This is a genomic window from Bacillus infantis (assembly GCF_020171945.1).
Lineage (GTDB): Bacteria > Bacillota > Bacilli > Bacillales > Cytobacillaceae > Bacillus_AB > Bacillus_AB infantis_A.
The window spans coordinates 1-24,520 of sequence record NZ_JAIVAP010000032.1; the positions used below are offsets into that span (position 1 = coordinate 1).

Annotated in this window: 23 protein-coding genes, 2 rRNA genes and 1 pseudogene; 18 read left to right on the top strand and 8 right to left on the bottom strand. The window is 35.8% G+C overall.

Going from position 1 to position 24,520, the window contains the following annotated elements:
- Positions 1-960, bottom strand: a 23S ribosomal RNA gene (locus LCM00_RS23920); the annotation flags it as partial.
- Positions 961-1,185: 225 nt separating this feature from the next.
- Positions 1,186-2,737: ribosomal RNA gene (locus LCM00_RS23925) — 16S ribosomal RNA — on the bottom strand.
- Between the two features lie 1,028 nt (positions 2,738-3,765).
- Here LCM00_RS23925 and LCM00_RS23930 point away from each other — a divergent pair.
- The 4 genes from LCM00_RS23930 (at position 3,766) to LCM00_RS23945 (ending at position 6,594) form a co-directional block, all read left to right on the top strand.
- A complete protein-coding gene (locus tag LCM00_RS23930; protein WP_014462144.1) occupies positions 3,766-5,106 on the top strand; it encodes an FAD-binding oxidoreductase in 1,341 nt (446 codons plus the stop codon).
- A gap of 494 nt (positions 5,107-5,600) precedes the next feature.
- A complete protein-coding gene (locus LCM00_RS23935) occupies positions 5,601-5,882 on the top strand; it encodes a hypothetical protein (RefSeq protein ID WP_014462143.1) in 282 nt (93 codons plus the stop codon).
- 72 nt (positions 5,883-5,954) lie between these two features.
- Positions 5,955-6,197: a hypothetical protein gene (locus LCM00_RS23940; protein ID WP_014462142.1), complete on the top strand. Its 243-nt coding sequence runs from the start codon at positions 5,955-5,957 to the stop codon at positions 6,195-6,197.
- Positions 6,198-6,405: 208 nt separating this feature from the next.
- A complete protein-coding gene (locus tag LCM00_RS23945) occupies positions 6,406-6,594 on the top strand; it encodes a hypothetical protein (protein ID WP_014462141.1) in 189 nt (62 codons plus the stop codon).
- 152 nt (positions 6,595-6,746) lie between these two features.
- On the opposite strand, the pseudogene hepT reads toward LCM00_RS23945, so the two are convergent.
- Positions 6,747-7,150, bottom strand: a pseudogene (gene hepT / locus LCM00_RS23950) (type VII toxin-antitoxin system HepT family RNase toxin).
- 174 nt (positions 7,151-7,324) lie between these two features.
- Here hepT and LCM00_RS23955 point away from each other — a divergent pair.
- The 7 genes from LCM00_RS23955 to LCM00_RS23985 all read left to right on the top strand — a co-directional run bounded on the left by LCM00_RS23955 (position 7,325) and on the right by LCM00_RS23985 (position 13,978).
- Entirely contained in the window at positions 7,325-7,465 is a 141-nt protein-coding gene (locus LCM00_RS23955) for a hypothetical protein (RefSeq protein ID WP_014462138.1), read from the top strand.
- 237 nt (positions 7,466-7,702) lie between these two features.
- Positions 7,703-8,950 (top strand): S8 family peptidase, encoded by a 1,248-nt coding sequence (locus LCM00_RS23960; RefSeq protein WP_014462137.1) that lies wholly within the window; start codon positions 7,703-7,705, stop codon positions 8,948-8,950.
- A 212-nt stretch (positions 8,951-9,162) separates the two neighbouring features.
- Positions 9,163-9,843, top strand: coding sequence for a DUF1796 family putative cysteine peptidase (locus tag LCM00_RS23965; RefSeq protein WP_042992647.1), 681 nt, complete (start codon positions 9,163-9,165; stop codon positions 9,841-9,843).
- A gap of 140 nt (positions 9,844-9,983) precedes the next feature.
- On the top strand, positions 9,984-10,679 hold the full coding sequence (locus LCM00_RS23970) for a DUF1796 family putative cysteine peptidase (protein ID WP_014462135.1): 696 nt from the start codon (positions 9,984-9,986) through the stop codon (positions 10,677-10,679).
- A gap of 403 nt (positions 10,680-11,082) precedes the next feature.
- Positions 11,083-12,174: a non-hydrolyzing UDP-N-acetylglucosamine 2-epimerase gene (gene wecB, locus LCM00_RS23975; protein ID WP_014462134.1), complete on the top strand. Its 1,092-nt coding sequence runs from the start codon at positions 11,083-11,085 to the stop codon at positions 12,172-12,174.
- A complete protein-coding gene (locus LCM00_RS23980) occupies positions 12,167-13,153 on the top strand; it encodes a polysaccharide biosynthesis protein (protein ID WP_014462133.1) in 987 nt (328 codons plus the stop codon). The genes wecB and LCM00_RS23980 overlap by 8 nt, the downstream gene beginning before the upstream one ends.
- On the top strand, positions 13,154-13,978 hold the full coding sequence (locus LCM00_RS23985) for a dTDP-4-dehydrorhamnose reductase family protein (protein WP_014462132.1): 825 nt from the start codon (positions 13,154-13,156) through the stop codon (positions 13,976-13,978).
- A gap of 204 nt (positions 13,979-14,182) precedes the next feature.
- Here the strand turns inward: LCM00_RS23985 and LCM00_RS23990 are convergent, their stop codons facing one another.
- From LCM00_RS23990 to LCM00_RS24005, 4 genes are all read right to left on the bottom strand, one after another.
- Positions 14,183-14,371, bottom strand: coding sequence for an SPOR domain-containing protein (locus tag LCM00_RS23990; RefSeq protein WP_014462131.1), 189 nt, complete (start codon positions 14,369-14,371; stop codon positions 14,183-14,185).
- Positions 14,372-14,680: 309 nt separating this feature from the next.
- The gene (locus LCM00_RS23995; RefSeq protein ID WP_014462130.1) at positions 14,681-15,304 is read right to left on the bottom strand and encodes a DUF1796 family putative cysteine peptidase; all 624 of its coding nucleotides are present in this window, start codon (positions 15,302-15,304) and stop codon (positions 14,681-14,683) included.
- Between the two features lie 137 nt (positions 15,305-15,441).
- A complete protein-coding gene (locus tag LCM00_RS24000) occupies positions 15,442-16,359 on the bottom strand; it encodes an NAD-dependent epimerase/dehydratase family protein (protein WP_014462129.1) in 918 nt (305 codons plus the stop codon).
- Positions 16,360-16,473: 114 nt separating this feature from the next.
- A complete protein-coding gene (locus tag LCM00_RS24005) occupies positions 16,474-17,697 on the bottom strand; it encodes a glycosyltransferase family 4 protein (protein WP_014462128.1) in 1,224 nt (407 codons plus the stop codon).
- Between the two features lie 215 nt (positions 17,698-17,912).
- Between LCM00_RS24005 and LCM00_RS24010 the strand changes: the two genes are divergently transcribed.
- The 4 genes from LCM00_RS24010 (at position 17,913) to LCM00_RS24020 (ending at position 21,627) form a co-directional block, all read left to right on the top strand.
- Positions 17,913-18,803, top strand: coding sequence for an NAD-dependent epimerase/dehydratase family protein (locus tag LCM00_RS24010; protein ID WP_014462127.1), 891 nt, complete (start codon positions 17,913-17,915; stop codon positions 18,801-18,803).
- Positions 18,804-19,079: 276 nt separating this feature from the next.
- A complete protein-coding gene (locus tag LCM00_RS24015; RefSeq protein WP_014462126.1) occupies positions 19,080-19,811 on the top strand; it encodes a glycosyltransferase in 732 nt (243 codons plus the stop codon).
- Between the two features lie 356 nt (positions 19,812-20,167).
- Positions 20,168-20,302: a hypothetical protein gene (locus LCM00_RS24735; protein WP_014462125.1), complete on the top strand. Its 135-nt coding sequence runs from the start codon at positions 20,168-20,170 to the stop codon at positions 20,300-20,302.
- Between the two features lie 80 nt (positions 20,303-20,382).
- Complete coding sequence (locus LCM00_RS24020) at positions 20,383-21,627, top strand: glycosyltransferase family 4 protein (RefSeq protein ID WP_115652735.1); 1,245 nt, start codon at positions 20,383-20,385, stop codon at positions 21,625-21,627.
- A gap of 34 nt (positions 21,628-21,661) precedes the next feature.
- On the opposite strand, the gene LCM00_RS24025 is transcribed toward LCM00_RS24020, so the two are convergent.
- Complete coding sequence (locus LCM00_RS24025; protein WP_014462123.1) at positions 21,662-22,744, bottom strand: glycosyltransferase family 4 protein; 1,083 nt, start codon at positions 22,742-22,744, stop codon at positions 21,662-21,664.
- A gap of 154 nt (positions 22,745-22,898) precedes the next feature.
- Between LCM00_RS24025 and LCM00_RS24030 the strand changes: the two genes are divergently transcribed.
- The 3 genes from LCM00_RS24030 to LCM00_RS24040 all read left to right on the top strand — a co-directional run bounded on the left by LCM00_RS24030 (position 22,899) and on the right by LCM00_RS24040 (position 24,519).
- Entirely contained in the window at positions 22,899-23,615 is a 717-nt protein-coding gene (locus LCM00_RS24030) for a glycosyltransferase family 2 protein (RefSeq protein ID WP_034327523.1), read from the top strand.
- 145 nt (positions 23,616-23,760) lie between these two features.
- Complete coding sequence (locus tag LCM00_RS24035; RefSeq protein WP_014462121.1) at positions 23,761-24,285, top strand: hypothetical protein; 525 nt, start codon at positions 23,761-23,763, stop codon at positions 24,283-24,285.
- 15 nt (positions 24,286-24,300) lie between these two features.
- Positions 24,301-24,519: a hypothetical protein gene (locus LCM00_RS24040; protein ID WP_014462120.1), complete on the top strand. Its 219-nt coding sequence runs from the start codon at positions 24,301-24,303 to the stop codon at positions 24,517-24,519.
- The last annotated feature ends 1 nt before the right edge of the window (position 24,520 follow it).

Sequence of the window (24,520 nt, forward strand, 5' to 3'; positions counted from 1 at the left end):
AGTTTGACTGAATTCGGTAACCCGTTGGGGGCCCCTAGTCCAATCAGTGCTCTACCTCCAAGACTCTCACAACATGAGGCTAGCCCTAAAGCTATTTCGGAGAGAACCAGCTATCTCCAGGTTCGATTGGAATTTCTCCGCTACCCACACCTCATCCCCGCACTTTTCAACGTGCGTGGGTTCGGGCCTCCATCCAGTGTTACCTGGACTTCACCCTGGACATGGGTAGATCACCTGGTTTCGGGTCTACAACCACATACTAAACGCCCTATTCAGACTCGCTTTCGCTACGGCTCCGCCTTATCAGCTTAACCTTGCATGGGATCGTAACTCGCCGGTTCATTCTACAAAAGGCACGCCATCACCCGTTAACGGGCTCTGACTACTTGTAGGCACACGGTTTCAGGATCTCTTTCACTCCCCTTCCGGGGTGCTTTTCACCTTTCCCTCACGGTACTGGTTCACTATCGGTCACTAGGTAGTATTTAGCCTTGGGAGATGGTCCTCCCAGCTTCCGACGGAATTTCACGTGTTCCGCCGTACTCAGGATCCACTCAAGAGGGAACGAAGTTTCAACTACAGGGTTGTTACCTTCTTCGACGGACCTTTCCAGGTCGCTTCATTTACTTCGTTCCTTTGTAACTCCGTATAGAGTGTCCTACAACCCCAAGAGGCAAGCCTCTTGGTTTGGGCTAATTCCGTTTCGCTCGCCGCTACTCAGGAAATCGCATTTGCTTTCTCTTCCTCCGGGTACTTAGATGTTTCAGTTCCCCGGGTCTGCCTTCAATATCCTATGTATTCAGATAAAGATACTGTTCCATTACGAACAGTGGGTTTCCCCATTCGGAAATCTCCGGATCAAAGCTCACTTACAGCTCCCCGAAGCATATCGGTGTTAGTCCCGTCCTTCATCGGCTCCTAGTGCCAAGGCATTCACCGTGCGCCCTTTCTAACTTAACCATTAGCGAATAAATGGTACAACATATTGTTGTGTTATTTATTGGTTTGATTAAAGAAAAGTTTCACTTTTCCTCAGCAATTACTGTTATCTAGTTTTCAAAGAACAATCGCAACCAAAATTCTTCTTATCTAATAAGAAGAAAGTAGTGTGCTTTCTATAATTGAGAGATTGAACTCTCAAAACTGAACAAAGTGTCAAAACGTACGTCTTATAAAAATCCTTAGAAAGGAGGTGATCCAGCCGCACCTTCCGATACGGCTACCTTGTTACGACTTCACCCCAATCATCTGTCCCACCTTAGGCGGCTAGCTCCTTACGGTTACTCCACCGACTTCGGGTGTTACAAACTCTCGTGGTGTGACGGGCGGTGTGTACAAGGCCCGGGAACGTATTCACCGCGGCATGCTGATCCGCGATTACTAGCGATTCCAGCTTCATGCAGGCGAGTTGCAGCCTGCAATCCGAACTGAGAATGGTTTTATGGGATTCGCTTAACCTCGCGGTCTTGCAGCCCTTTGTACCATCCATTGTAGCACGTGTGTAGCCCAGGTCATAAGGGGCATGATGATTTGACGTCATCCCCACCTTCCTCCGGTTTGTCACCGGCAGTCACCTTAGAGTGCCCAACTGAATGCTGGCAACTAAGATCAAGGGTTGCGCTCGTTGCGGGACTTAACCCAACATCTCACGACACGAGCTGACGACAACCATGCACCACCTGTCACTCTGTCCCCCGAAGGGGAACGCTCTATCTCTAGAGTTGTCAGAGGATGTCAAGACCTGGTAAGGTTCTTCGCGTTGCTTCGAATTAAACCACATGCTCCACCGCTTGTGCGGGCCCCCGTCAATTCCTTTGAGTTTCAGTCTTGCGACCGTACTCCCCAGGCGGAGTGCTTAATGCGTTAGCTGCAGCACTAAAGGGCGGAAACCCTCTAACACTTAGCACTCATCGTTTACGGCGTGGACTACCAGGGTATCTAATCCTGTTTGCTCCCCACGCTTTCGCGCCTCAGCGTCAGTTACAGACCAAAAAGCCGCCTTCGCCACTGGTGTTCCTCCACATCTCTACGCATTTCACCGCTACACGTGGAATTCCGCTTTTCTCTTCTGCACTCAAGTTCCCCAGTTTCCAATGACCCTCCACGGTTGAGCCGTGGGCTTTCACATCAGACTTAAGAAACCGCCTGCGCGCGCTTTACGCCCAATAATTCCGGATAACGCTTGCCACCTACGTATTACCGCGGCTGCTGGCACGTAGTTAGCCGTGGCTTTCTGGTTAGGTACCGTCAAGGTACGAGCAGTTACTCTCGTACTTGTTCTTCCCTAACAACAGAGTTTTACGACCCGAAAGCCTTCATCACTCACGCGGCGTTGCTCCGTCAGACTTTCGTCCATTGCGGAAGATTCCCTACTGCTGCCTCCCGTAGGAGTCTGGGCCGTGTCTCAGTCCCAGTGTGGCCGATCACCCTCTCAGGTCGGCTATGCATCGTTGCCTTGGTGAGCCGTTACCTCACCAACTAGCTAATGCACCGCGGGCCCATCTGTAAGTGATAGCCGAAACCATCTTTCAATCATCTCCCATGAAGGAGAAGATCCTATCCGGTATTAGCTTCGGTTTCCCGAAGTTATCCCAGTCTTACAGGCAGGTTGCCCACGTGTTACTCACCCGTCCGCCGCTAACGTCATAGAAGCAAGCTTCTAATCAGTTCGCTCGACTTGCATGTATTAGGCACGCCGCCAGCGTTCATCCTGAGCCAGGATCAAACTCTCCGAAGAAATGTTTGACTTGCTCATTTAAAAAATAAAAATTAACGTTGACGTTTGTCGCTTTGTTCAGTTTTCAAAGTTCAAGCGCCGCCCTTAAGCGACTTTAATATCATAACAATCCATTAAACAAATGTCAATAACTTTTTTTAAAATCGTTATCAACACTTTCTCTCTTAAAGACGCTTTACTATTATAATTCACTTATTTTTAAAAATCAATAGTTTTTTATTTTTTATTTTAGTTGTATTTTGATCTCCTACCTGAATTGGTAACAATTATATTTCAGTTGTAAAATTTATAACTCAACCCAAAATAAGAGATTTGATGAAATAGTGTTCCATAGCTTAAACGAGACTTAATTAAAGTACCATACCCTTCAGAATATATGTTGAAACAAGAAAAAAGCAAAAAGATTAATCTTTTTGCTTTAAATTAACTATTGCTCTATTCTATAAAAAATAAAAACGATTAGTCTTTAGAAGTACAAGGTATATTAGGTACACAATTTGGAACGTCAGGTACACAGTTTGGTATCTTAGGCATACAGTTTGGCACTTTAGGTAGACAATGCGGTATCTTAGGCATACAACGTGGAACATCAGGTATACATCTTGGCATCATTTTTGTCCCTCTTTTCAATATTCATTTACTTATTATATGTATAAACCTAAGGACAAGCTTGTACGCTCGTCCAATATCATTGAAATTTTTCTAACTTAATATATTGACGCAGATAGAAATAAACTTAGTATAATTCCTTAAATCGCATAATCTTCAATTAACGTAATTCATTCAAAGAAATTAGAATCATTCAGTTCAATAATTTTTATCATGTCTAAATAGGTGCAACCTCTTTTTTTCTTAATCCATAACCTTTCTAATAATAAAAATTTCTTTTCTAAAACATATTTATTACAAACAATACCTTTAACAACCTTGGCATATATTTTTTAGTTACTAGATAACTCACCCAAGAGTTTGTCCTATTTTCACATATACTAATATTAGAAATCTAACCTTTATTGGGAGTGAAATACATGTCAACACCGTTAACAGGACGAGTCATCTTTAAGGGAGATCCTGGCTATCAACAAGCGATTAAGAACTGGAACCCTTATGTTGATGTTTGTCCTCTTGTCTTTGTTTTTGCACAAAATTCTTACGATGTCAGTAATGCTATTAAATGGGCTCAGGAAAATAAAGTACCTTTACGTGTCAGAAGCGGACGCCATGCTTTAGATAAGAACCTTTCAGTAGTAAATGGCGGAATTGTTATTGATGTAAGTAACATGAATAGAGTTTGCCTTGATAAAAAAAGTGAGATTGCAACGGTTCAAACAGGAATTCACGTGGGTCCACTTGTAAAGATGCTAGCTCGAGAAGGCTTTATGGCTCCGTTTGGAGATAGCCCCACTGTTGGAATTGGAGGAATTACGATGGGAGGAGGATTTGGAGTAGTCTCACGATCAATTGGCCTTATAAGCGATAACCTTCTTGCCCTGGAAACAGTAGATGCCAAAGGCCATATTCTTCAAGCAGACCAATCTTGCAATAAGGACTTATTTTGGGCTTCTAGAGGTGGTGGCGGTGGGAACTTTGGATATAATACCGAATACACGTTTAAAGTTCACCGTGCCCCTAAAACTGCAACCGTCTTCAATATTATTTGGCCATGGGATCAATTAGAAACAGTATTTAAAACTTGGCAAGAATGGGCACCATTTGTAGACGAACGATTAGGGTGCATACTTGAGATTTACAGCAAAGTAAATGGTTTGTGTCATGCAGAAGGGATTTTCTTAGGTTCAAAAAAAGAACTGACTAAATTGTTAAAGCCTTTACTAAATGCTGGAACCCCAACACAAACAGTTATAGAAACATTGTCCTATCCAGATGCTATAGATTTCTTAGACCCTGACGAACCAATCCCTGGCAGATCCGATCAGAGTGTTAAATTTTCATCGGCTTGGGGACTTGATCTGTGGTCCGAAGAGCCTATTTCATTTATGAAAAAGTTTTTAGAAGAAGCTACTGGTACAGAAGCCAATTTCTTTTTTATAAATTGGGGTGGTGCTCTAAGCAGAGTACCAAGTAATGAAACAGCCTTCTTTTGGCGCCGTCCATTGTTTTATACAGAATGGACATCTAGTTGGGAAAATAAATCCCAAGAAGCTTCCAATCTTGCATCAGTTGAAAAAGTACGTCAGCTAATGAAACCATATGTAAAAGGGTCCTATGTTAATGTTCCAGACCAAAATATTGAAAAGTTCGGAAAAGCATATTATGGGTCAAACTTCGCAAGACTTCGAGAAATAAAGGCTAAATATGATCCTGAAAATTTATTTCATTTCCCTCAAAGCATCCCACCATCTTGTTAATTACTCAAAATTCAATCAAGCCTCAACCTATACAACTGAATATTTAATATAGAAAGAACTATTGACGGAAAAAAGCAGCAATAGTTCTTTCTATATTTAAACCCTATATAGTATAGAAATCTCTTCAATACAATGGCCTGTATATCACACATAAAAATCTTTCACCTTAAAAAATTTATCCAAATCTATGAAAAAGAGCTTTACTATTACATATAACCCCTAAACCCCCTTGGCTTTTATAACAGGCTGTTTTAGAAGTCGTAGTTTCCTTAGGAAGGAAATGTTCGTCCAATTAGATTTTTTAACAATAAAAACACCCCTTGTACATTTAAATGTACTTACTCTCGTATCACAACAGCCACTAGACCTAATATGAAAGGCTCTTTTTACCAAATATAGGCTTTTTCATATTGCAGCTTGTCTACCTATGAATACACTATTAATGAGTAAAAGTGAATTTACTCACGTCTTCTCCCTAACTTATCAGAAAAGAGGTGATCGAAATAGAAAGGAATAATTCTCATCATAATAAAAAATCTAATTGCAGCTCAAAAAACAAAAAGAAAAAAAGAGAAAAAAACTGCACCTATATTAGCATTTATATTTATAACCATGCAGAAACTGGAGGACAGATTAGTGGTAACCACAGTCAAAATGCTAATCAGGGCGGTCAGGTTGCTAAACATGGGGGACAAAATGCGAACCAAGACGGTGTAATTGTTAAAGAATGTGGAAGAAGAAATAAAAATGCTAAAGTAAAAAAAGTTCAGTTTTGAAGAGAAGTGAAGAAAAAACCATTCTAATAATATCTCGCAAAATCCCTCTAAAATATAAGGGGTATAGAAAAGGTGATTAAAATACAAACATATTATATGAAGTATAATTTTAAAAATGGTATGTATTATGTAGACAAGTCCTTCCCACAAAAAAAGAAGAAAAGAAGTGTAAGTATTAATCCCCCAGCAGAAACAGCCAGTAAGAACCCTAATTCTAAAATAGCTACTCATGCTTATAACGTAGGAATGGGATTTACAAACACTGAGATAATTTCTTCAAGGATAATTGTAATAGATGGCGGTATGAAGTTTTAGCTAGTGCGGAAATTCCATTATATGTAAGGACTTGAAAGAGATTTCATATAACAATTCCCTCTTAAAGTCCTTATTTTCAATCACAAAAAAAGATTAAATGAAAATGATTAAATAGTACAAGCCTTTGCTTAAAACTTACATATAATAAATTAAATATAGATTCATATGATCTGTATTTAATTTGGTATAGCAAGGGGGGACACCGCGTATGATTCCAGAGGTTTTGAGAATTCTTGATCCTGGCACACCGATTGCAAGTGTACTTTTAAGCGGTACTCAAATTAATAACGTTATTTTTTCAAGCTTCGATGAGGCAAGATCTTTAGCTTATTTCGCTACTTCAGCAGGAGTGATTGTTTTAGACGCTGAAGAAATCCAAGGTCTGCAAACAGCTTAATTATTTAAATTAGGACAAGCATTTAGTAGGGAAGCTTGAAAGTATGCTTCCCTACTGTCTAAATATATATTAGATACAACTTTAAGAGATATAACTATTCATTTAGAACAAAAACGAAGATTGTAGGCCTAAAGGTTCTAACACAAACTTAATTACATAATATGTAAGTTTCTATACACCTTATATTTACCAATGCCTTTCCAAAGCCCATAATAAAGAATTTGCTTTGTATAGGTAGTAAAACCACTTAAATGTTTGTCCAAAATTTGCTGAAGAATATCTTGATTAATGGCTTGATAATCGTGAACAGCAATATTTTTGAAACCTACCATAGCTTTCATTCTATAAACAATCTCGCTTGTAATAATAGATTGAGACTCCTACATGTCAAAAGCTTCTCAGCTCGTTTTTGGAAGACCCAAACGTTCTTCAGCTACAATGTGCATCGCTAAATCAATAAAAGCTTGGCAAGCGCGTTGTATATTTAAAATAATAGAGTCCTGTTTCGTATAATCCAGTAAGTTTTGGGAATTTTGCTGGTATACGTGTAGGACATATTGCATGTTTCAATCACATTTATTTTATTTAAAATGATATCATTTTAAATAAATACTCCCAGTCTCATCTACTTTCTGCAGTACACCTTTGCACACACCTTTAAAGCCTTCATTTGCTCATTCATACGCAGCGTGTCATCATCTGAATAAATAACAATGCCTGTCGTATAATTTTGGCTAATGGCTTTTCTCATACACAAGATGACGTAGAACAACCTGTAAATCAGGGCATTAAAGAAGGCAAAATTGCAGATTTAGAACACGTTTCTGGACCTTTAGATGACGATGATCTCGAAGAATTTAGCGATTTTTAAAGACTAAGCCACTAGATATACTAGTGGCTTTCTTTCTAATTACAAATTTGGTGCTTTAAAGCGAGACATAACACTCATTATCTAAAGATAAATTAGTAATATGACAGATAGGATAACTTTTCACTTTTAATAACTCTCTTAAAATACACAATTATTTGTTTAAATAAAGACTCTGTCCAAACCCTTTTAATAAATCGTGAATACTCTATAAAGAGTGCGATTTCCAGGAGGGAACAAATGCTTCATTTATTAGCTACTACTTTATCAGTTTCTGTTGTTATCCTGTTGTTTTATGCAGTGAAATATATTATTAAGATTTTAAAACAACAATCAGTCAAAAACCTAAAAACCATTCCAATAAAAAAGGCATCACCACTATTTAAGCGCCGTATCAACGCTAGTACTAAGGAATTTACAGCTGATGATTTTCAGAACTCAAGCCAAATCATTGTAAAGTTCAAAAAGAATGTGTGCTTTGAAAACCAAGTAAATATTCATCGTAAGAATAAATGTACACTGATATATCACAACAAAGATCTTGATTTCCAGGTCTTACATTCTAAAAAAAATATTAATGACTTAATTAAACGCTATAGTGAATTAACTGAAGTAGAATACGCAGAACCAGATTATACATTTAAAGCTTCATATACCCCGAATGACCCCTTTTTTCCTTATCAATATGGTCCTCAGAAGGTACAAGCCCCAGATGCTTGGGATGTTACTACTAGTAATGGAAATATAAAAATTGCTATTGTAGACACGGGAATTCAGTTAAATCACCCTGAACTATCTATTAAGCTTTGGCCTGGCTATAATTTTGTAGATGGAAATCTAGTTCCTAACGACGGTAATGGACACGGAACTCACGTAGCAGGCATAGCTGCAGCCCTTACAGAGAATGGTTTAGGCATTGCAGGAATGGCTCCGTCAGCATCAATAATACCCGTTCGTGCTCTTGACAACAGTGGAAATGGTCTATTGAGTAATATTGCAAATGCAATTACCTATTCAACAAATGCAGGAGCAAAAGTTATTAATTTGAGCCTAGGTTCAACTCAAAGTTCAATCACTTTAGAGAATGCCGTGAATTACGCTTGGAGCCAAGGAGTAGTAGTTATAGCTGCAGCCGGAAACGAAGCTTCTAGTACCCCAACATACCCAGCTGCTTATCAAAATGTAATCGCTGTGGCCTCTACAGATAGCAATGATCAAAAATCTGATTTTTCCAATTTTGGCACTTGGGTAGATGTTGCTGCTCCAGGTTCAACAATTTTGTCTACTTATATAGGCAGCTATTACGCATATCTAAGCGGTACTTCTATGGCTGCCCCTCATGTTTCAGGACTTGCAGCCTTGCTAGCAGCTCAGGGAAAAACCAATCTCCAAATTAGAAATACTATTCAATCCACGTGCGATGTAGTACCAGGTACAGAATTATACTGGACTTATGGAAGAATTAATGCAAATCGAGCAGTTCGCTAGCATTAAACTTTAAAGAATTCATCTATTGCGGGTGTTAACAATTTTATTTAACACAGGTCTATAAAGGGTATAAAAAGCGCTGAAACCCCGATTATCAGTGCTTTTTATATTATAAGAGCAACTTACTGAATAACTATGTACATGTATGTCTTCTAAGTAAATCTACCAATCAAATATGTGTATATAAAAATTTAAATAATAGGAGAATTAATGTGAATTTACAGGATGTTAAAGGGCAATATGATTTAATCATTAGCTTAGGTAGTGCTTGTAATCCTGCACTACAACTGAATCGATTAAATTTGAGAAGTTTTACCTCAAGTCCACTTGACTGGAGCTATTCTCCGTATCTTTCAGATGTAAATAGACTACTTCAGAATAAGTTTAATGGATTTATGCAGATTGAGAATATGAGTTTAGTAGATGACAGCGGAGATTATGTATATTTTAATGATAAAATGCTTAGATTTCCTCATCAAAATCTATATAAATCAACTAAATCTTATATTATACAGGACACTTATTACAATATCTTCTCAGCTCATGATTTTGCTATAGTGCCTAATAAAGATTGGACCGATATGTATCCAAAATTCAAAAAAAACCTTGATTACAGAGTTAACAGGTTTATGAAAAAGATGATGAGCAGTAAATCAATTTTGTTTATAAGGTGGGGAGCTAAATATGAGGAAGCAACTGAATTACAAAAAATCTTATCCTCTCTTACAAAAGCGCAGATTAGAATACTTATCCTTAATCCCGTAGACGGTATACAGACTCCTACCGAAGTTGACTGGGAAATTAATAATGTATGTATGGTCAATGTACCACACGATCCAAATAATGTTTCGACTTGGGACTATGTTCTAGATGGAATATTACTACGTCACTAAATGGACGTTATGTAAAAATCTCTCCCGTTTAGCCTCAGTGTCTTTTTAACTAACACTTTCTTATAAAGATATAGTTACTTTGTCCAATCAAATGTACAAGGTTTAGCATTTACTATAATAGAATTGCTAAATACAAAGGGATGATTATATTGAATTTACAGGATATTAAAGGATCTTATGACTTAATGCTAGGGCTAGGTAGTTGGTGTGGTCCTTCCCTTAATTTAAGAAGGCATAATTGGAGAAGGTTTTCATTCCCTTTAGACTGGATGATATCTAATTCAATTGCTGATGTCACTAGGTTGTTAAGAAATAGATTTAGTGGATTTATGGACCTCCAAAATCTGCAGCGAACTGATGGGTATGCTCATTTTCTTGATGACGGAGTCGCAATTTTCCCTGAAGAAGGTGGAACAGAACCAGTTAATGCTCATTTTATTCACGACATGCATTATAACATTATTTCTGTTCATGATTTCCCTATCATTCCAAATGTAGACTGGACTGTAATGTATCCTTCTTATAAAGAAAAGCTTAATCAACGTATCACGAGATTTTTTGAAAAAATTGAGAATAGCCCCTCTGTTTTATTTATTAGATGGGGAGCAGCTACTCCAGAAGAAGCGATAGAATTAAAGACCACATTATCAGAATTAGTAAACGGTTCATTTAATATACTACTACTTCAGCCTCTAGATGAATTAAAAGGCGTAATAGATATGAACTGGACAATTGATGGAATTTGTTCAGTTCAAGTACCTCTAGACAACCCAAATGATGAAGCTGTTTGGGACTATGTACTGAGTGGATTAAGTATAACTAATTTTTGGACGTAATTCCCACAACTATTTTCATACAATTTTATGTAATAAGAATAAAATTAAGCACCAAAGACCTTGTTTCTTTTTAAAAAGGAAGCAAGGTCTTTTCTGATTTTTAACCCCCTGTATTTACTCTTTAAATATTCGTACTTGACGGCCTAAAATATAAGATTTTAGTCCCTAGAAGAGAACTTACAGAGAAAGATTTAAACATTGAACCACAAAAAAGCAGCCATCATTCTTATTAATTTAAAGAGGAGGGCTTATTATTTTAGACTTATCACTTTTTATTGGGAAGATTAATAGATTAGCCTATAGCAAGAAAAAAGGAAAAGCATATTTTAATAAATAAGGGGCCGAATGCGAATTAGGAGAGGGTAATTATGCTTATAAATAAGGTGAATAGGGTGTGTAAAGAATGAAAGTTATGACTATTTTGGGTACAAGGCCCGAAATTATACGTTTAAGCCTCATTATTAAAAAGTTAGATGAGTATGCTTCACAGCACGTTTTAGTGCATACAGGACAAAATTTCACTCCTTCATTAAGTGAGGTATTTTTTCAAGAGTTAAACATACGCAAACCAGACTATATATTGGCTAATCAGCAGCTCTCATTAGGTGAACAGTTATCGAAGATGTATAAAGAGCTCGAACAGCTATTTTTAAAAGAAAAGCCGGACAAAGTTTTAATATTAGGCGATACTAATAGTGGTTTAAGCGCAATTCTAGCAGAAAGAATGAGTATATCAGTCATTCATATGGAGGCTGGAAACCGTTGTTTTGATTTAGAAGTGCCAGAAGAAAAAAACCGCCGGATTATCGATGCAATCTCAAGCTTCAATCTACCCTATACTCCTCAAAGTAAAGAAAATTTAATTAAAGAAGGTATCCCCTCAAATCGTATTATTACTTCTGGAAATCCAATTAACGAAGTTTTAAAACATTATGAACCTGCTATAAAAAAAAGCAGCATTCTTGAGAAACTGTCCTTAAAAGAAAATGACTACTTTCTGGTTACAGCCCATCGTGCAGAAAATGTAGATCATGAAGATCGACTGTTGGAAATCATGAAAGGCATCAATATGGTAGCTGAGTTTTACCAAAAGAGAATAATATGTAGTATTCATCCTCGTACTAAATCTCGAATAGAAAATATTTCACTGCTAGAAGTCCATCCGTTAGTAGAATTTCATGAGCCTTTTGGTTTTTTCGATTTCGTAAATCTAGAAAAAAATGCTTTTTGTGTCTTAACAGACAGCGGAACAGTTCAAGAAGAATGCTGTTTGTTTTATGTTCCTACGGTAACTATTCGTAAAACAACTGAAAGACCAGAAACCATTCAATGTGGAAGTAACATGCTGTCAGGAATAGATGCTAACCAAATCTTGACTTGTGTTCATGTAATGGTGAACCAATTAAAAAATTGGTATTACCCTGAAGGATATGGTGATGTAAATGTTTCAGACAAGGTAATTAAAGTTGTACTAGGAGGAATGAAAGGTGTTTAATAATAAGACAATTTTAGTAACAGGTGGCACAGGTTCTTGGGGATATGAACTTGTTAAGCAACTACTAACACATAACCCTAAAGAAATACGTATTTTTTCGAGGAATGAATCAAATCAATTTACCATGAAACAAGAATTTGATAACCATCCTAAATTGAATTTTATTATTGGAGACATTAAAGAAAGAGAAGCGCTAATTGAAGCATGCCAAGGCGTCAATTATATTTTTCACTTAGCTGCTTTAAAACATGTTCCGGTATGTGAAGATCAACCAATTGAAGCCTTAAAAACCAACGTACATGGTACTCAAAATGTAATAGACGCTGCAATAAGCTGTGATGTAGATAGAGTCGTTTATATCTCCACTGATAAAGCGTCAAATCCAGCTAATTTTTATGGTTTATCTAAAGCAATGGGAGAAAGATTAATCATTCACGCTAACACATTAAATACTAAAACTAAATTTGTTTGTATACGTGGCGGAAATGTGTTAGGAACTAACGGAAGCGTTATTCATGTATTCAAGAAACAGATTCAAGAAAAAGGAAAAATCGGTATTACTGATCCTGGGATGACTCGTTTCTTCTTGACATTAGAGGATGCAATAAAGCTAGTTTTCAAAGCCACATTTGAAAGTCTAGGTGGAGAAATTTTTGTCATGAAAATGCCCACTTGTCGGATTATTGACTTAGCAAATGTGTTAATAGAAGCTTCTGGAAAAGAAAAGGTTGAAGTTGAGATATTAGGTGTAAGACCTGGAGAGAAAATTCACGAGCTTCTGTTATCTGAATACGAAAGTGCAACAACTGTTACTTACGACGACGAGTATTATGTTATCCTACCTCCAATTCATATTGAAGGTTTAAAAGAACATTATTTAAATTATGCTCAAGTAAATCTAGAAAAATATGATTCAAGTAAACAAGTAATTAGTAAAGAAGAAATTAGAGAGATGTTGCTGAAAGGCGGGTTTATTTAAATGAAAGTACTAATTCTTGGTGGAAAAGGAATGGCAGGTCATGTAATCACTAGATATTTCATACAGCATACAAACCATGATGTTTTCTGTACATCAAGAGACCCTAAGGATAAAAATGCTATTTACTTGGACGTAACTAACTTTAAACATGTTGAGGAGACCATAGAATCTATTAAGCCAGACGTCCTTATTAACTGTATTGGAATTTTAAATGAACACGCTAGCCATAATCCAATGCATGCTTTTCAAGTAAATAGCCTACTTCCACATCAGTTAGCTAAATTTGTTGAACGGCATCAAGGAAAATTAATTCATATTAGTACAGATTGTGTGTTTTCAGGAAAAAAAGGAGATTATACAGAAAACGATGTTCCAGACGGTACCTCTGTATATGCTCAGTCTAAACAGCTAGGTGAAATTATTGACGAAAAACATTTAACAATCCGCACTTCTATAATAGGACCCGAGTTAAAGAAGGATGGCATTGGTTTATTCCTATGGTTTATGACACAAAAGGGCTCAATTAAAGGGTATAAAAAGGCACTGTGGAATGGAGTAACAACGTTAGAATTAGCTAAAGCAATTAATTTCTTCTTAGAAAATAATACTTCCGGACTCTATCATTTGCACTCACCGAAAAAAATATCAAAGTTTGCATTACTAGAATTGATTAAAGATATCTTTAAAAAAGATGATGTCAAAATTATTCCTAATGAGGATGTAATATTAGATCGTACTATTATTAGTACTCGGACAGATCTTTGTTATCCAACTCCTAGTTACCAGCAGATGTTAATGGAGCTGAAAGAGTGGATGTCAAAATAACTAGTACTCACCATATGTAAGAAAAACATGATAAGATGGGAAACACTAAAAATGATTTCTCTCATACTAGCTTATGATAAACAGATAATAAAATTCATTGTATACTTCTACAAGAATAAGAATAGACAGCTAGACTATTTCTATAAAAATAGTTTAGCTGTCTATTCTTATTCTAATTTATAGTAAAATGAAAATAAAGTTACGTTAGAGATTAGACTCAGCTTTTTCAACGTGCTCAGGTATCACGTATACAGTAAGACCGTAGCGTTCTTTTATTTCCTTTGCAACTTGTTCTGCTATAATCTTATCAATAAATGCTCCTGTTATAATTCGATAACGTTGCTTTCCAGTTATATCGTATCCTTGTTGCAACTCTATTTGCTTATGATCCATACCCTTTCCCCCTTATCCGGTTAACAAATTAATTTTTTTAACATTGACTTTTATATAGGCACCTCGAAAAGCACCTTAACATTAGCAAGGAAAAGTTTTTTGCACTGCATCTATTTCAATTAATACAACTTGTCCATTAGTATTGTATAGAGGTTATATGTATAGAAAATATTAAATAAGCTTCAAGAGGCAAGTGAGTACATACACCAAGTAAGTATGATGGAGATTTTCTTCCCATTCAAACCTCCTAAGGATATCATTTGAAAAACATAACCTTTTATAAATACATTAAAGGGAGAGCTAACGTACTTATAAAAGGGAAACACCATCAAGTATCCTTTTCCAATAATGATTATTAGCGTTCCATTTATCTTGATTGGGTAATTCAATAGCACAAACTTTATTTAGCGACCATTCTTTTTCAACTAAATCATTCACATCCGTATGATTAATAATCAGAATGCTAAAGTCACTTTCAATCATAGTAGATAAAATGTTCTCAAGCTCTGCAGCTTCTTCACGATTAGCTTCCGTTCTAATAAACAGAATACGCTGGCCAGTAGATAAATTCTCTAAAAACCGTTGAATTCTTCTATCGTACTTCTCTTTAACCTCCCCGTATCCTCCTAAGTGAGAAAGTGTATTTTTATCAGTCTTAAAATCGTGGTTAAACCCTATATTATAAATTTCATCCCACACTAATAAATCCCAATCAGATACGTACTGGATTATCCTTAAATTATCCGGGTTTAAAAAGTCAGCAAACTGATTTTTCAAAAGCATGTTTACCTTTTTCAGATCCGGTGAGGATACCCAATCCAAAATCCCCGCAAAGTTTCTTAAGTTATTGTCTCTCAGTTGAAGAGATGTCAAACATAAATCGCCTAAACTAAAAATGGCGCTATATGCCCCTTTTAAATCTTCTAGTTTCATATGGGTTGCTCCTTAAAGGGTCTTATTGTACAAGGCTATACAATATTAAATGCAGGACTATCCTAAAATGTTAGGGCTAATGAGCATATAGTTAATAAAATAGACAACTAGTTAAGAAATGTAGAAAAGCTTAAATACTAAGCTTTTTTTCTAGAGAAAGTATATGTTTCCTTTAACCCCTCTAAAACAGATACTCTTGAAGACCATTCTAATAGCTTTTGTGCTTTCTCACTATCGAGACAACTATGTTTGATATCCCCAGGTCTCCCTTCCGTATAAACAACATCAATATTAGAACCATGAATATACTCAAGGTTTTTTAATAAATCGTTCACTGAAGTTTTCTTTGTAGTACTGGCGTGAACAACCTCTTGGTTCCCTTTTTTAATTGCTGCAATATTAGCTTGAACAATATCTTTTACATATATAAAATCACGTGTCTGTTCCCCATCACCATGAATATTAAAGGAAAGCCCTTTGCTCAACCTTTCTAAAAACACTGCTACTACTCCGCCTTCTCCTTTTGGCGTTTGCCGTGGCCCATATACATTTCCGTATCGAAGAATTGTATATGGTAAATTATACAAATAATGAAATAGACGTATATACGATTCAGCAGCTAGCTTCGACAGACCGTAATAAGAAGCTGGCACAGTTGCATCTTGTTCAGTAATTAATTCTTTTTGTAGATTTCCATATACAGCTGAAGTAGAGGCAAATATAAACTTACCTACCGAAGCATCTCTACAGGCTTCCAGCAAATTTATAGTTCCTTTTATGTTCACATCTGCGTCATATTGAGGCGATTGGATAGATCGTGAAACATCTGCCTGAGCAGCTAAGTGAAAGACTATGTCAGGCTTTTCATCTAGAATGATTTGTTTGGCTTTATCACTACATATATCTTCTATATGAAAAGTAGCAAGAGGGTGTATATTATCATACTTTCCAGAAATTAAGTTATCAATTATGTGGACATTAAAGCCTTGTCTAATGAGCTCTTCTACAAGATGGGAACCAATAAATCCCGCCCCACCAGTTACTACAGCCTTCATATACTATTCTCTCCTCTTTAAAGTTTTAATAGTATATGTCACCTATAGGGCTCCTGTATAAGCTACCTACCCAATCATTTCCAAAAAAGACATTTAGCTTCCTTTTCGATATATTTACATTTCACTCTTATGTGAAAGCACCTCTTTATAAACATCTAGAACTTTTTGAACTGCATCTTTCTGATCCCAATGTTTTAAAGCCCATTCTTGTGCATTGGCTCCTAACATGCCTCTATATGCTGGATCTATTAGCAAATTATAAAGGTTTTCACATAACGATGTGGCATCACCTGCCGGGAAAATTAAACCTGTAGATCCATGCTGAACCATTTCGGGTAATCCCCCTGCGTCACTTACTATTACTGGTTTTTTAGCAATCTGAGCTTCAATAACTGATAAAGGTTGATTCTCTATAAGACTTGGCAAAACAAAAATGTTAGCAAGAGAGAGTAAAGAAGGCACATCGTTTCTATTACCTAAAAATAAAACCCTCTTACCTAAACCGAGCGCTCTACTCTGAGCCTTCAACTCAGCTTTTTGATCTCCATCTCCAACGATCCAGCAGACCCAGCCTTTCTTAATTTTTTTGAGTTCACTGAGAGCCTCTAATAGATGATGAATACCTTTAATTTCAGCTAATCTCCCTGTATAAATAATTACTTGTTGACCAACTGGTGGATGAACATTAGATGGTATTTGCATTCGCTTTAAAAAAGAATCTATATCATATCCGTAATGAAACACTTTAAGTTGATGCTCATTAACCCTAAATTCCTGAATTAAAATTTCCTTTAACCAATGATTTGCAACTATAGTACAATCAGCAGCCATAGCACCTGTATGTTCAAGTTCATTAAAATATTTAGTAGCTATATCAGCTGTAGGAGCCTTCAGAATGTCTTTGATGTAGCGATTTAACTCGTGAGCAACACAACCATGTATAGTTGCTACCACCGGCGTTTTTACACTCTTTAAGGAACGAATACACGCAGTTGCTACAACGTCTTGTGTGTGAATTAAATCATATTGGTTGATATTTAAACGAGAAACACCTCTTGTATAACCAATACGTTCTTTTTCATAAAATTTCACTACTGGATCTTTATATAGAATAGGAGTATTTTTCTCATGTTGTTCCAATTCTTCTACTAATAATAGTTCATCTTTAATTACCTCTATATTTTTATTAACAATATGAACTGATTTATTTCCAAGTCCATGTCCAAGTAAATCTACTTCATGACCCAACCCTTCAAGCTCTTGCTTTAATTGCTGCATATAATTCCAAACTCCACCTACATGGGGAACTTCCCAGAATGTAGCAAGCAGTATTTTCATTATGTTCTCTCCTCTTCCCGTAGCATTCACGTTCTAAAAGTCTCTCTATATAGGTATTCATGGAATTTGTTAATGCTATAGACCTCTGCCTGTATTTTCACTCTATGTTTTAGGATCGTGTCTTGTTGAGCATTAGATGAAATATTTAGCTTTTTAAGCATACATCTATAATAAGTTTTATTTATTAGATTATTATTCAGAGTGGGGTGTCGTGATTGGATAAGAAACCTACGTTACTAATTACCGGTGCTAGTGGATTTACTGGACTTCACGCATGTGATTATTTTTCAAGATTAGAGTTTGACGTCATAGCTATCACAAACATGAATTCATTTTCTAATAAGCAAATTAAACGCAGAACATGCAATCTATCTAATAATGAGTCGGTAAAGGAGTTAATTTCAATAACCAAGCCGGACTACCTCCTTCATTTGGCAGGTCAAAACGCTGTGGGATTATCCTGGGATAATCCCATTCAATCTCTAGAAGTAAATGCAATGGCTACAGCATACTTACTTGATGCTCTTAGAAAAGAGATGCCTTCTTGTAAAGCTGTTATTGTAGGTTCTGCTCTTCAGTTTGATCCAACGGTTCCAGCCACGTTTAATCACCCCTATGGTCTGAGTAAGACCATTCAAACCCTCATTTCGCAATTTTGGTCAAATCAATACAATATGAATGTTGTTGTCGCTAAACCATCAAATCTTATAGGTCCTGGCTTCTCTAAAGGAGTTTGTTCCATTTTCGCTAAAAAAATTATAGCTATGGAGAAAGAAGAGGGGGAAAAGTATCTGAGGGTGAGTAACTTAAATAATCGTTTTGACTTCTTAGACGTACGAGATGCTGTTAGAGCTTATGATTTTCTGCTCAGAAAAGGAGAAAATGGACGTTCATACAATGTCTCTTCTGGAAAAAGTAATTCTTTACAAGATATTATAAATATTTTCAAAAAGATAACTCCTATTAAATTTCAAGTGAAAGTGGATGATAAAAGTCCTTTAAATAATTTTGTTACTTCAAACCCTACAGCACTAACTGACTTGGGTTGGCAACCAACTACGACATTAGAATCTTCTATCCGGGACATTATTGACTTTTATCGTTAGAGATTCTTTCTGTCATTATAATTACCTATTCACCTTTATGGAAAATCAGAGTTTAGGTGCGTAGAAATAGCAATTCTCTTATAAAATCAGGTTTTTTATATGAATGAAGTTTCTGCGAAAGCATGTCACTTAAGAAGGTTTATGCATATTCTAATCAAGAGTGTGATTTCATTAATGAACTTAGAACTATCATCTCCACCTTTTATCCACCTACAAAAGTCATAATTTAGACTACGTTTCACTTATGCTATGAAAATTTTTTTCGGAGGGGAAACAATGGGTCCAAAAGTATCAATAATTATTCCTTTTTACAACTGTGCCTTTGTCGATCAAGCAATCAAAAGTGCCTTAAACCAAACTTATGAAAATGTTGAAGTAATTGTGGTAGACGATGGTTCTACATCCCACACTGCGAAGATAGAGTCCTTTAAAGATAAAATTGTTTATATAAGAAAAGAAAATGGCGGGACGGCTACTGCAATAAATACTGGTTTATTCACTGCTACAGGAGAGTATATAGCCTGGCTAAGCTCGGATGATTATTTTGTTCCTGAAAAGATTTCTAAACAACTAAACTTTATGAAGCAAAGGAACATAGATGCCAGCTTCACTAACTTTGACTATATTAATAAAGATAACCAAGTTTTAATACCTTGGTGCTGTAAACGTTTTTCTAATTTAGAAGAAGTGTATAATGCCTACTTAACGTATAATGCTATAAATGGATGTACCATTCTTATAAAAAAGAAGATCTTTGATGAAATTGGGATTTTCTCTCCGGATTTTCGTTATACTCATGATTATGAGATGTGGTTTCGTATGCTTGTCAATGGCTATGAAATCCATTATTATGATGAAGCACTCACAAAATTTCGTTCTCATGAAAAATCAGGCACCAGTAGATACCAAAATGAGATGAGAGAAGAAATGAAAACTATCGAGTTTCATTACCGCCCTCTGCTGCAAAAATATATAAGTAAATCACAATCAAATCCTTCACAAGATTAGGTGAGTTTATCCTTCTATGATTACTCCTTACACCCTCCTATTTAGTCTTTATTACAAGTATTTCCACTCGTTACTTTCATTTAATAAATGAAACGTATTATTAGGACACAAGTTTATCTTTCACTCTAAAAACTTTACATGGAAATGTGTAAAGTTTATTACATACAAATCTGTATGGAAACTTTAATAAACAAACTTTGTAAAAAAGAATTTGCAAAAATTGTTATTATATTTATCTACTATCAGCGTGCACTCGTCCGTGCCAATTAAAAATTTTGGACATATTATATAGATAGGAATTTGCAAAATAATAAAAATTTAAGCATATATCAATTTTGAGAAAAGAAGGGACATACATGAAGAATAATAAGGATTCGTTATTTGATGAAAATCTAATTGAGTTTTTAAATGAAGTAAAAACTAATTTACCTACCAATTATAAGATACCTGATCCTGGGGTTGTAAGTATAATTCTTTCTCATACTCAATGAGGTGCTTTAGGCGTTGAAAATTCTTATTCTTCTCCTCTTACTATTGAATAGAGAGAAAATAATTAAAGGATGATTATAAAATGAAGATTTTATTAGTTTCCTATTACCCACTCCCCTATACCGGAGGCGTTTGGACATTTGTATCATCACTCCAACAGTCACTGAAAGAGTCAGGTCATACAGTTCATATCCTTAGCCAGACCCCTGATTTAAATAAATATCGAATCATTGGACAAAAACCAGAAATAGATATTGCTGTTCTTTCTCCCTATATTGAAGAAAAATTGCTTACTGAGCTTCCTTCACTTCCAATGAAGAGTTGGATATACAACACTGAATTATTTCGTTATAGCTTAGAGCTTTCCGCAGCATATTACAACCTTCAGCAATATGACCTTATACATGCGCTAGATGTCACAGCAGCAAACGCTATAAATCGAGTTAAACCTTCTCATATTCCACTTGTTACTAGTGCTCTTGGAAATTTATCACGTGATATCTTTTTCACACTCAAAACCATGCACCCTCATAAAACAGACGAACAAATAGAAGCTACATTTGAATATCAATATCACCAGGTGATTGAGAAGTTAGGATATCAAGCCAGTGATTTCATTCATAGTCCAACCGAATGGATGTCTCGTAATATTGCAGATAATTTTTCTATTCCTTCAGACAAAATTGTTACCTTTCCATATGGAATTAGTAATCAACAGTTCCTTGGGGATGCCATGGAGAAGCCACTTATCGGACCCAAGCAGAGTAAAAAAATTATCCTTTATATGGGAAGGCTTGTCTATTTAAAAGGCATTCATCACCTCCTAGATGCCCTTGCTCTCTTAAAAGAAGGTAGACAGGATTGGGAATGCTGGATACTGGGGGAAGGCGAAATTAAAGGGGAATTAGAAAAACAATGCACAAACTTAGATCTAAAAGATAAAGTTAGATTTTTAGGTGCCTCGAATAATGTTCTTCATTTCCTTAGAGAAGCCGATATCTTTGTTCACCCTAGTATTCACGATACTCAGCCTTATTCTGTTATGGAAGCCCAGCTTGCAGGCCTTCCTGTTCTTATTAGCAATACAGCTGGATTACCTGAAATGATTGAAGTGGGAAGGAGCGGGCTAGTCTCTTCTGTAGGAAATATTTATGAACTGTATGAGCAATTAAAGTATTTGCTTGCAAATGATTTACTTCGAAACCAGCTAGCTTCTTGTACAAAAGAGTGGGCTCAAGATAAATGGGACCTTAACAAAATGGTTACTAATTTTTTGTCGCTTTACGAACAAGCAGAAAAACTTAACACAGAAAATCAAGAAAAATAAAATACCAGATACTAGAAAATATCTGGTATTTTATTTACTTACTGAGGTTTAGTCCAAGTGATTGAATCATTGAAATAAAATTCACACAGTATAAATCTGGGTTGAAATTTACTTTTACGTGCTCAAAAGCATCTTTACGTATCTTTTCTCTTAACTGAGAATCCGTCATTAACTCCTTTGCCTCTTTAACAGCTTCGGTAACGTCACCTAATGTATAGTATTTCCCCGTTTTATTATGAATAATTGAGCTTCTTACGCCATCGGAGTCAGTGGTTAAAACCGGACATTTACAACTCATCGCTTCAAGAAGAGAATATGGGGCTCCTTCTACCTTTGAAGTAGAGCATAAAAACCCGCCTGATTCCCCTATCATGGAAAAATAAACGGCCATTTGATCATTCGGAACGTTTGCATGAAGAAAAAGATGTTTTTCTAAATCTAACTGTTTAATTAATTTTTCAAATTGACCTCTTTCCTTAGCTTCGCTTAGAGTAGGGTCTTCAAACATATGTAATCGTATGTTTGAATTGTGATTATGGATTAATTCGCTACCGATTTTTAAGAACTCTCTCCAATTTTTGTTATCTTCGATTCGCCCAATCCATGCGACGTTAGGCTGATGACTAGTAGGTACAGCTTTATAGGAGAACTGATTAGTATCAAAACAATTGTTGAAACTAAACTTTGGAAATGAGGGGTAGAGTTCATCTAGTAATTGCACGATATGAGGAGTCTTGGGATTAAGAAATCCTGAAGCATAGTTAGTGACAAGAGGTATAGCATCTGTAAGAGCAGATTTTGCTGTACTTTTTGGGCCGTACCCTTGTATTTCAATAATCATTTTCCCTTGATATCCAAGCGATCTAAACCGAGGAAGAGCTTGAAAATCTGAGACAATGACAATGAGACTATAATCTCCTTCATCAAGTATTTTTTTAATTTCATGGTCTTCATTCGTTACAAACGTTTGGGTCCCATGGTCATTTATGCTTTTCTTTCTATTTTCATAATAAAGGCAATGAGCATTAATGTTGTACTTTTTAAGGGCTTTACACCTTTGACGATTTAACGTTTCTACTCCTCCACTTGGAACATAAAACACGAATAATACATTCATTTTCCCTCTCCACCTTTACGTGTAGAATTAATAAACTTCTATTTCATATGTAAACCGTGTTACATATGTTAATAAATGCGATGTAAATTTAAAAATTGTTATTTTCCCTAAAAACATAATCACAGATTTTTAATTCTTGAAAGGAGAAGTGAATATGTCAAAAGTATCTATTGTTGTGCCATTCTTTAATTGCTCTTATATCGATCATGCACTAGATAGTTTAACTAAACAGACCTACACCAATATTGAAATTATAGTAGTAAATGATGGATCTACTAAGCATACGGATAAAATCCTTCCCTATTTAGATAAAATCATCTATATTACAAAAGAAAATGGTGGCACAGCGAGTGCTTTAAATGTAGGAATTCAGCAAGCAACAGGTGATTATATATGTTGGCTTAGTTCTGATGATATTTATGATCATCATAAAATCGCCATACAACTAGAATCGATGAAAACTCATAATGCCTTTTTTAGTCACACAAATTACTACGCCATCAATTATAGAGGACGAATTATTAGTCCGCCTTTAGGTATTCAGACGTTAAATAAATTAGATCTTATCACTAGAATAAGCAAAGGAAATATTATTAACGGCTGCTCAATTATGATTCACAAAAGTGTGTTTGACCATGTGGGTCTTTTTGACGAGACACTTCTTTATACTCATGACTATGACTTATGGTTACGAATCATTCAAATATTCGATTTACAATACATCCCTCAGCCCCTTTTGTTATCAAGGATACATGAAAATATGGGGAGCAAAAAATATGCTTCTTTTATAAAAGAAGAAAACAAAATTGTAATTAATCGTCATAAACACGTAATGGAACAGCTAGCGTTAAAATATAAAGAACACTCTTAATTACTATTTAGTTCTTGCTACTGTATAAGAAAGGCGGATTTTTAAGTAAATTAGGTAAACCGCCGAGCACCTTAAAATCGGATAAGCATATTATAAAACATAGATAATAATGCAAAAACTTTGCTTTAAGAAAGGATGAATTCTATTGGCACTATCAAGTGAAGCAAGAGCAGCGTTGTTAAAAAACCTGCTTTCATTACCTCAAACAGTCAACACAACTACTACTTCTGCTACAGACCTTTTAAATGCTGTCAACCCTGCTACTACTGTAACTAACGCCTTAAATACTATTAATCCTACTACTGTCGTAACAGATCTTTTAAATACTGTTAATACAACTACAACTGGCCTTTTAAATACCGTTAATACGACTACAACTGATATCTTAAACACTACTACGGGTCTTGTAAGTACTACTACTACTTCTGCTAGTGATCTTTTAAGAAATCTTCTCTCCATATTAGCAGGACTACCAATTTCATCTGGTTCAGCCCCGATTAGAAACGACTTAAAAAATCGTGTTAATCAAACAGTTCAACTATCTACACCAAATGAAACCATTACAGGTGTTTTACTTGCTGTTTTATCAGACTACGTGGCAGTTGCTGAAAGTGACGGATCGTTAAACTATATCCCACTTTCTAAAGTTGAAACAGTATCATCACTTTAAGGAAGGAGTCATACTATGTTTGAAAGTACTTTAGTAGCTGAATTAACAAAGCGTATTGGTACACCAGTCGAAATCGCACTAGCAGATGGCTTTGTTGAAGGAATTATCACTGCTGTAACAAATGGCCTTATTACAATCCTTCAAACTGTGGGATATGGATATGGCGGAACTACTCTTCCTTTAACTATTGCTCTTCCATCAATTACTTCAATTAAAATTTCACCGGTTGCGTAAA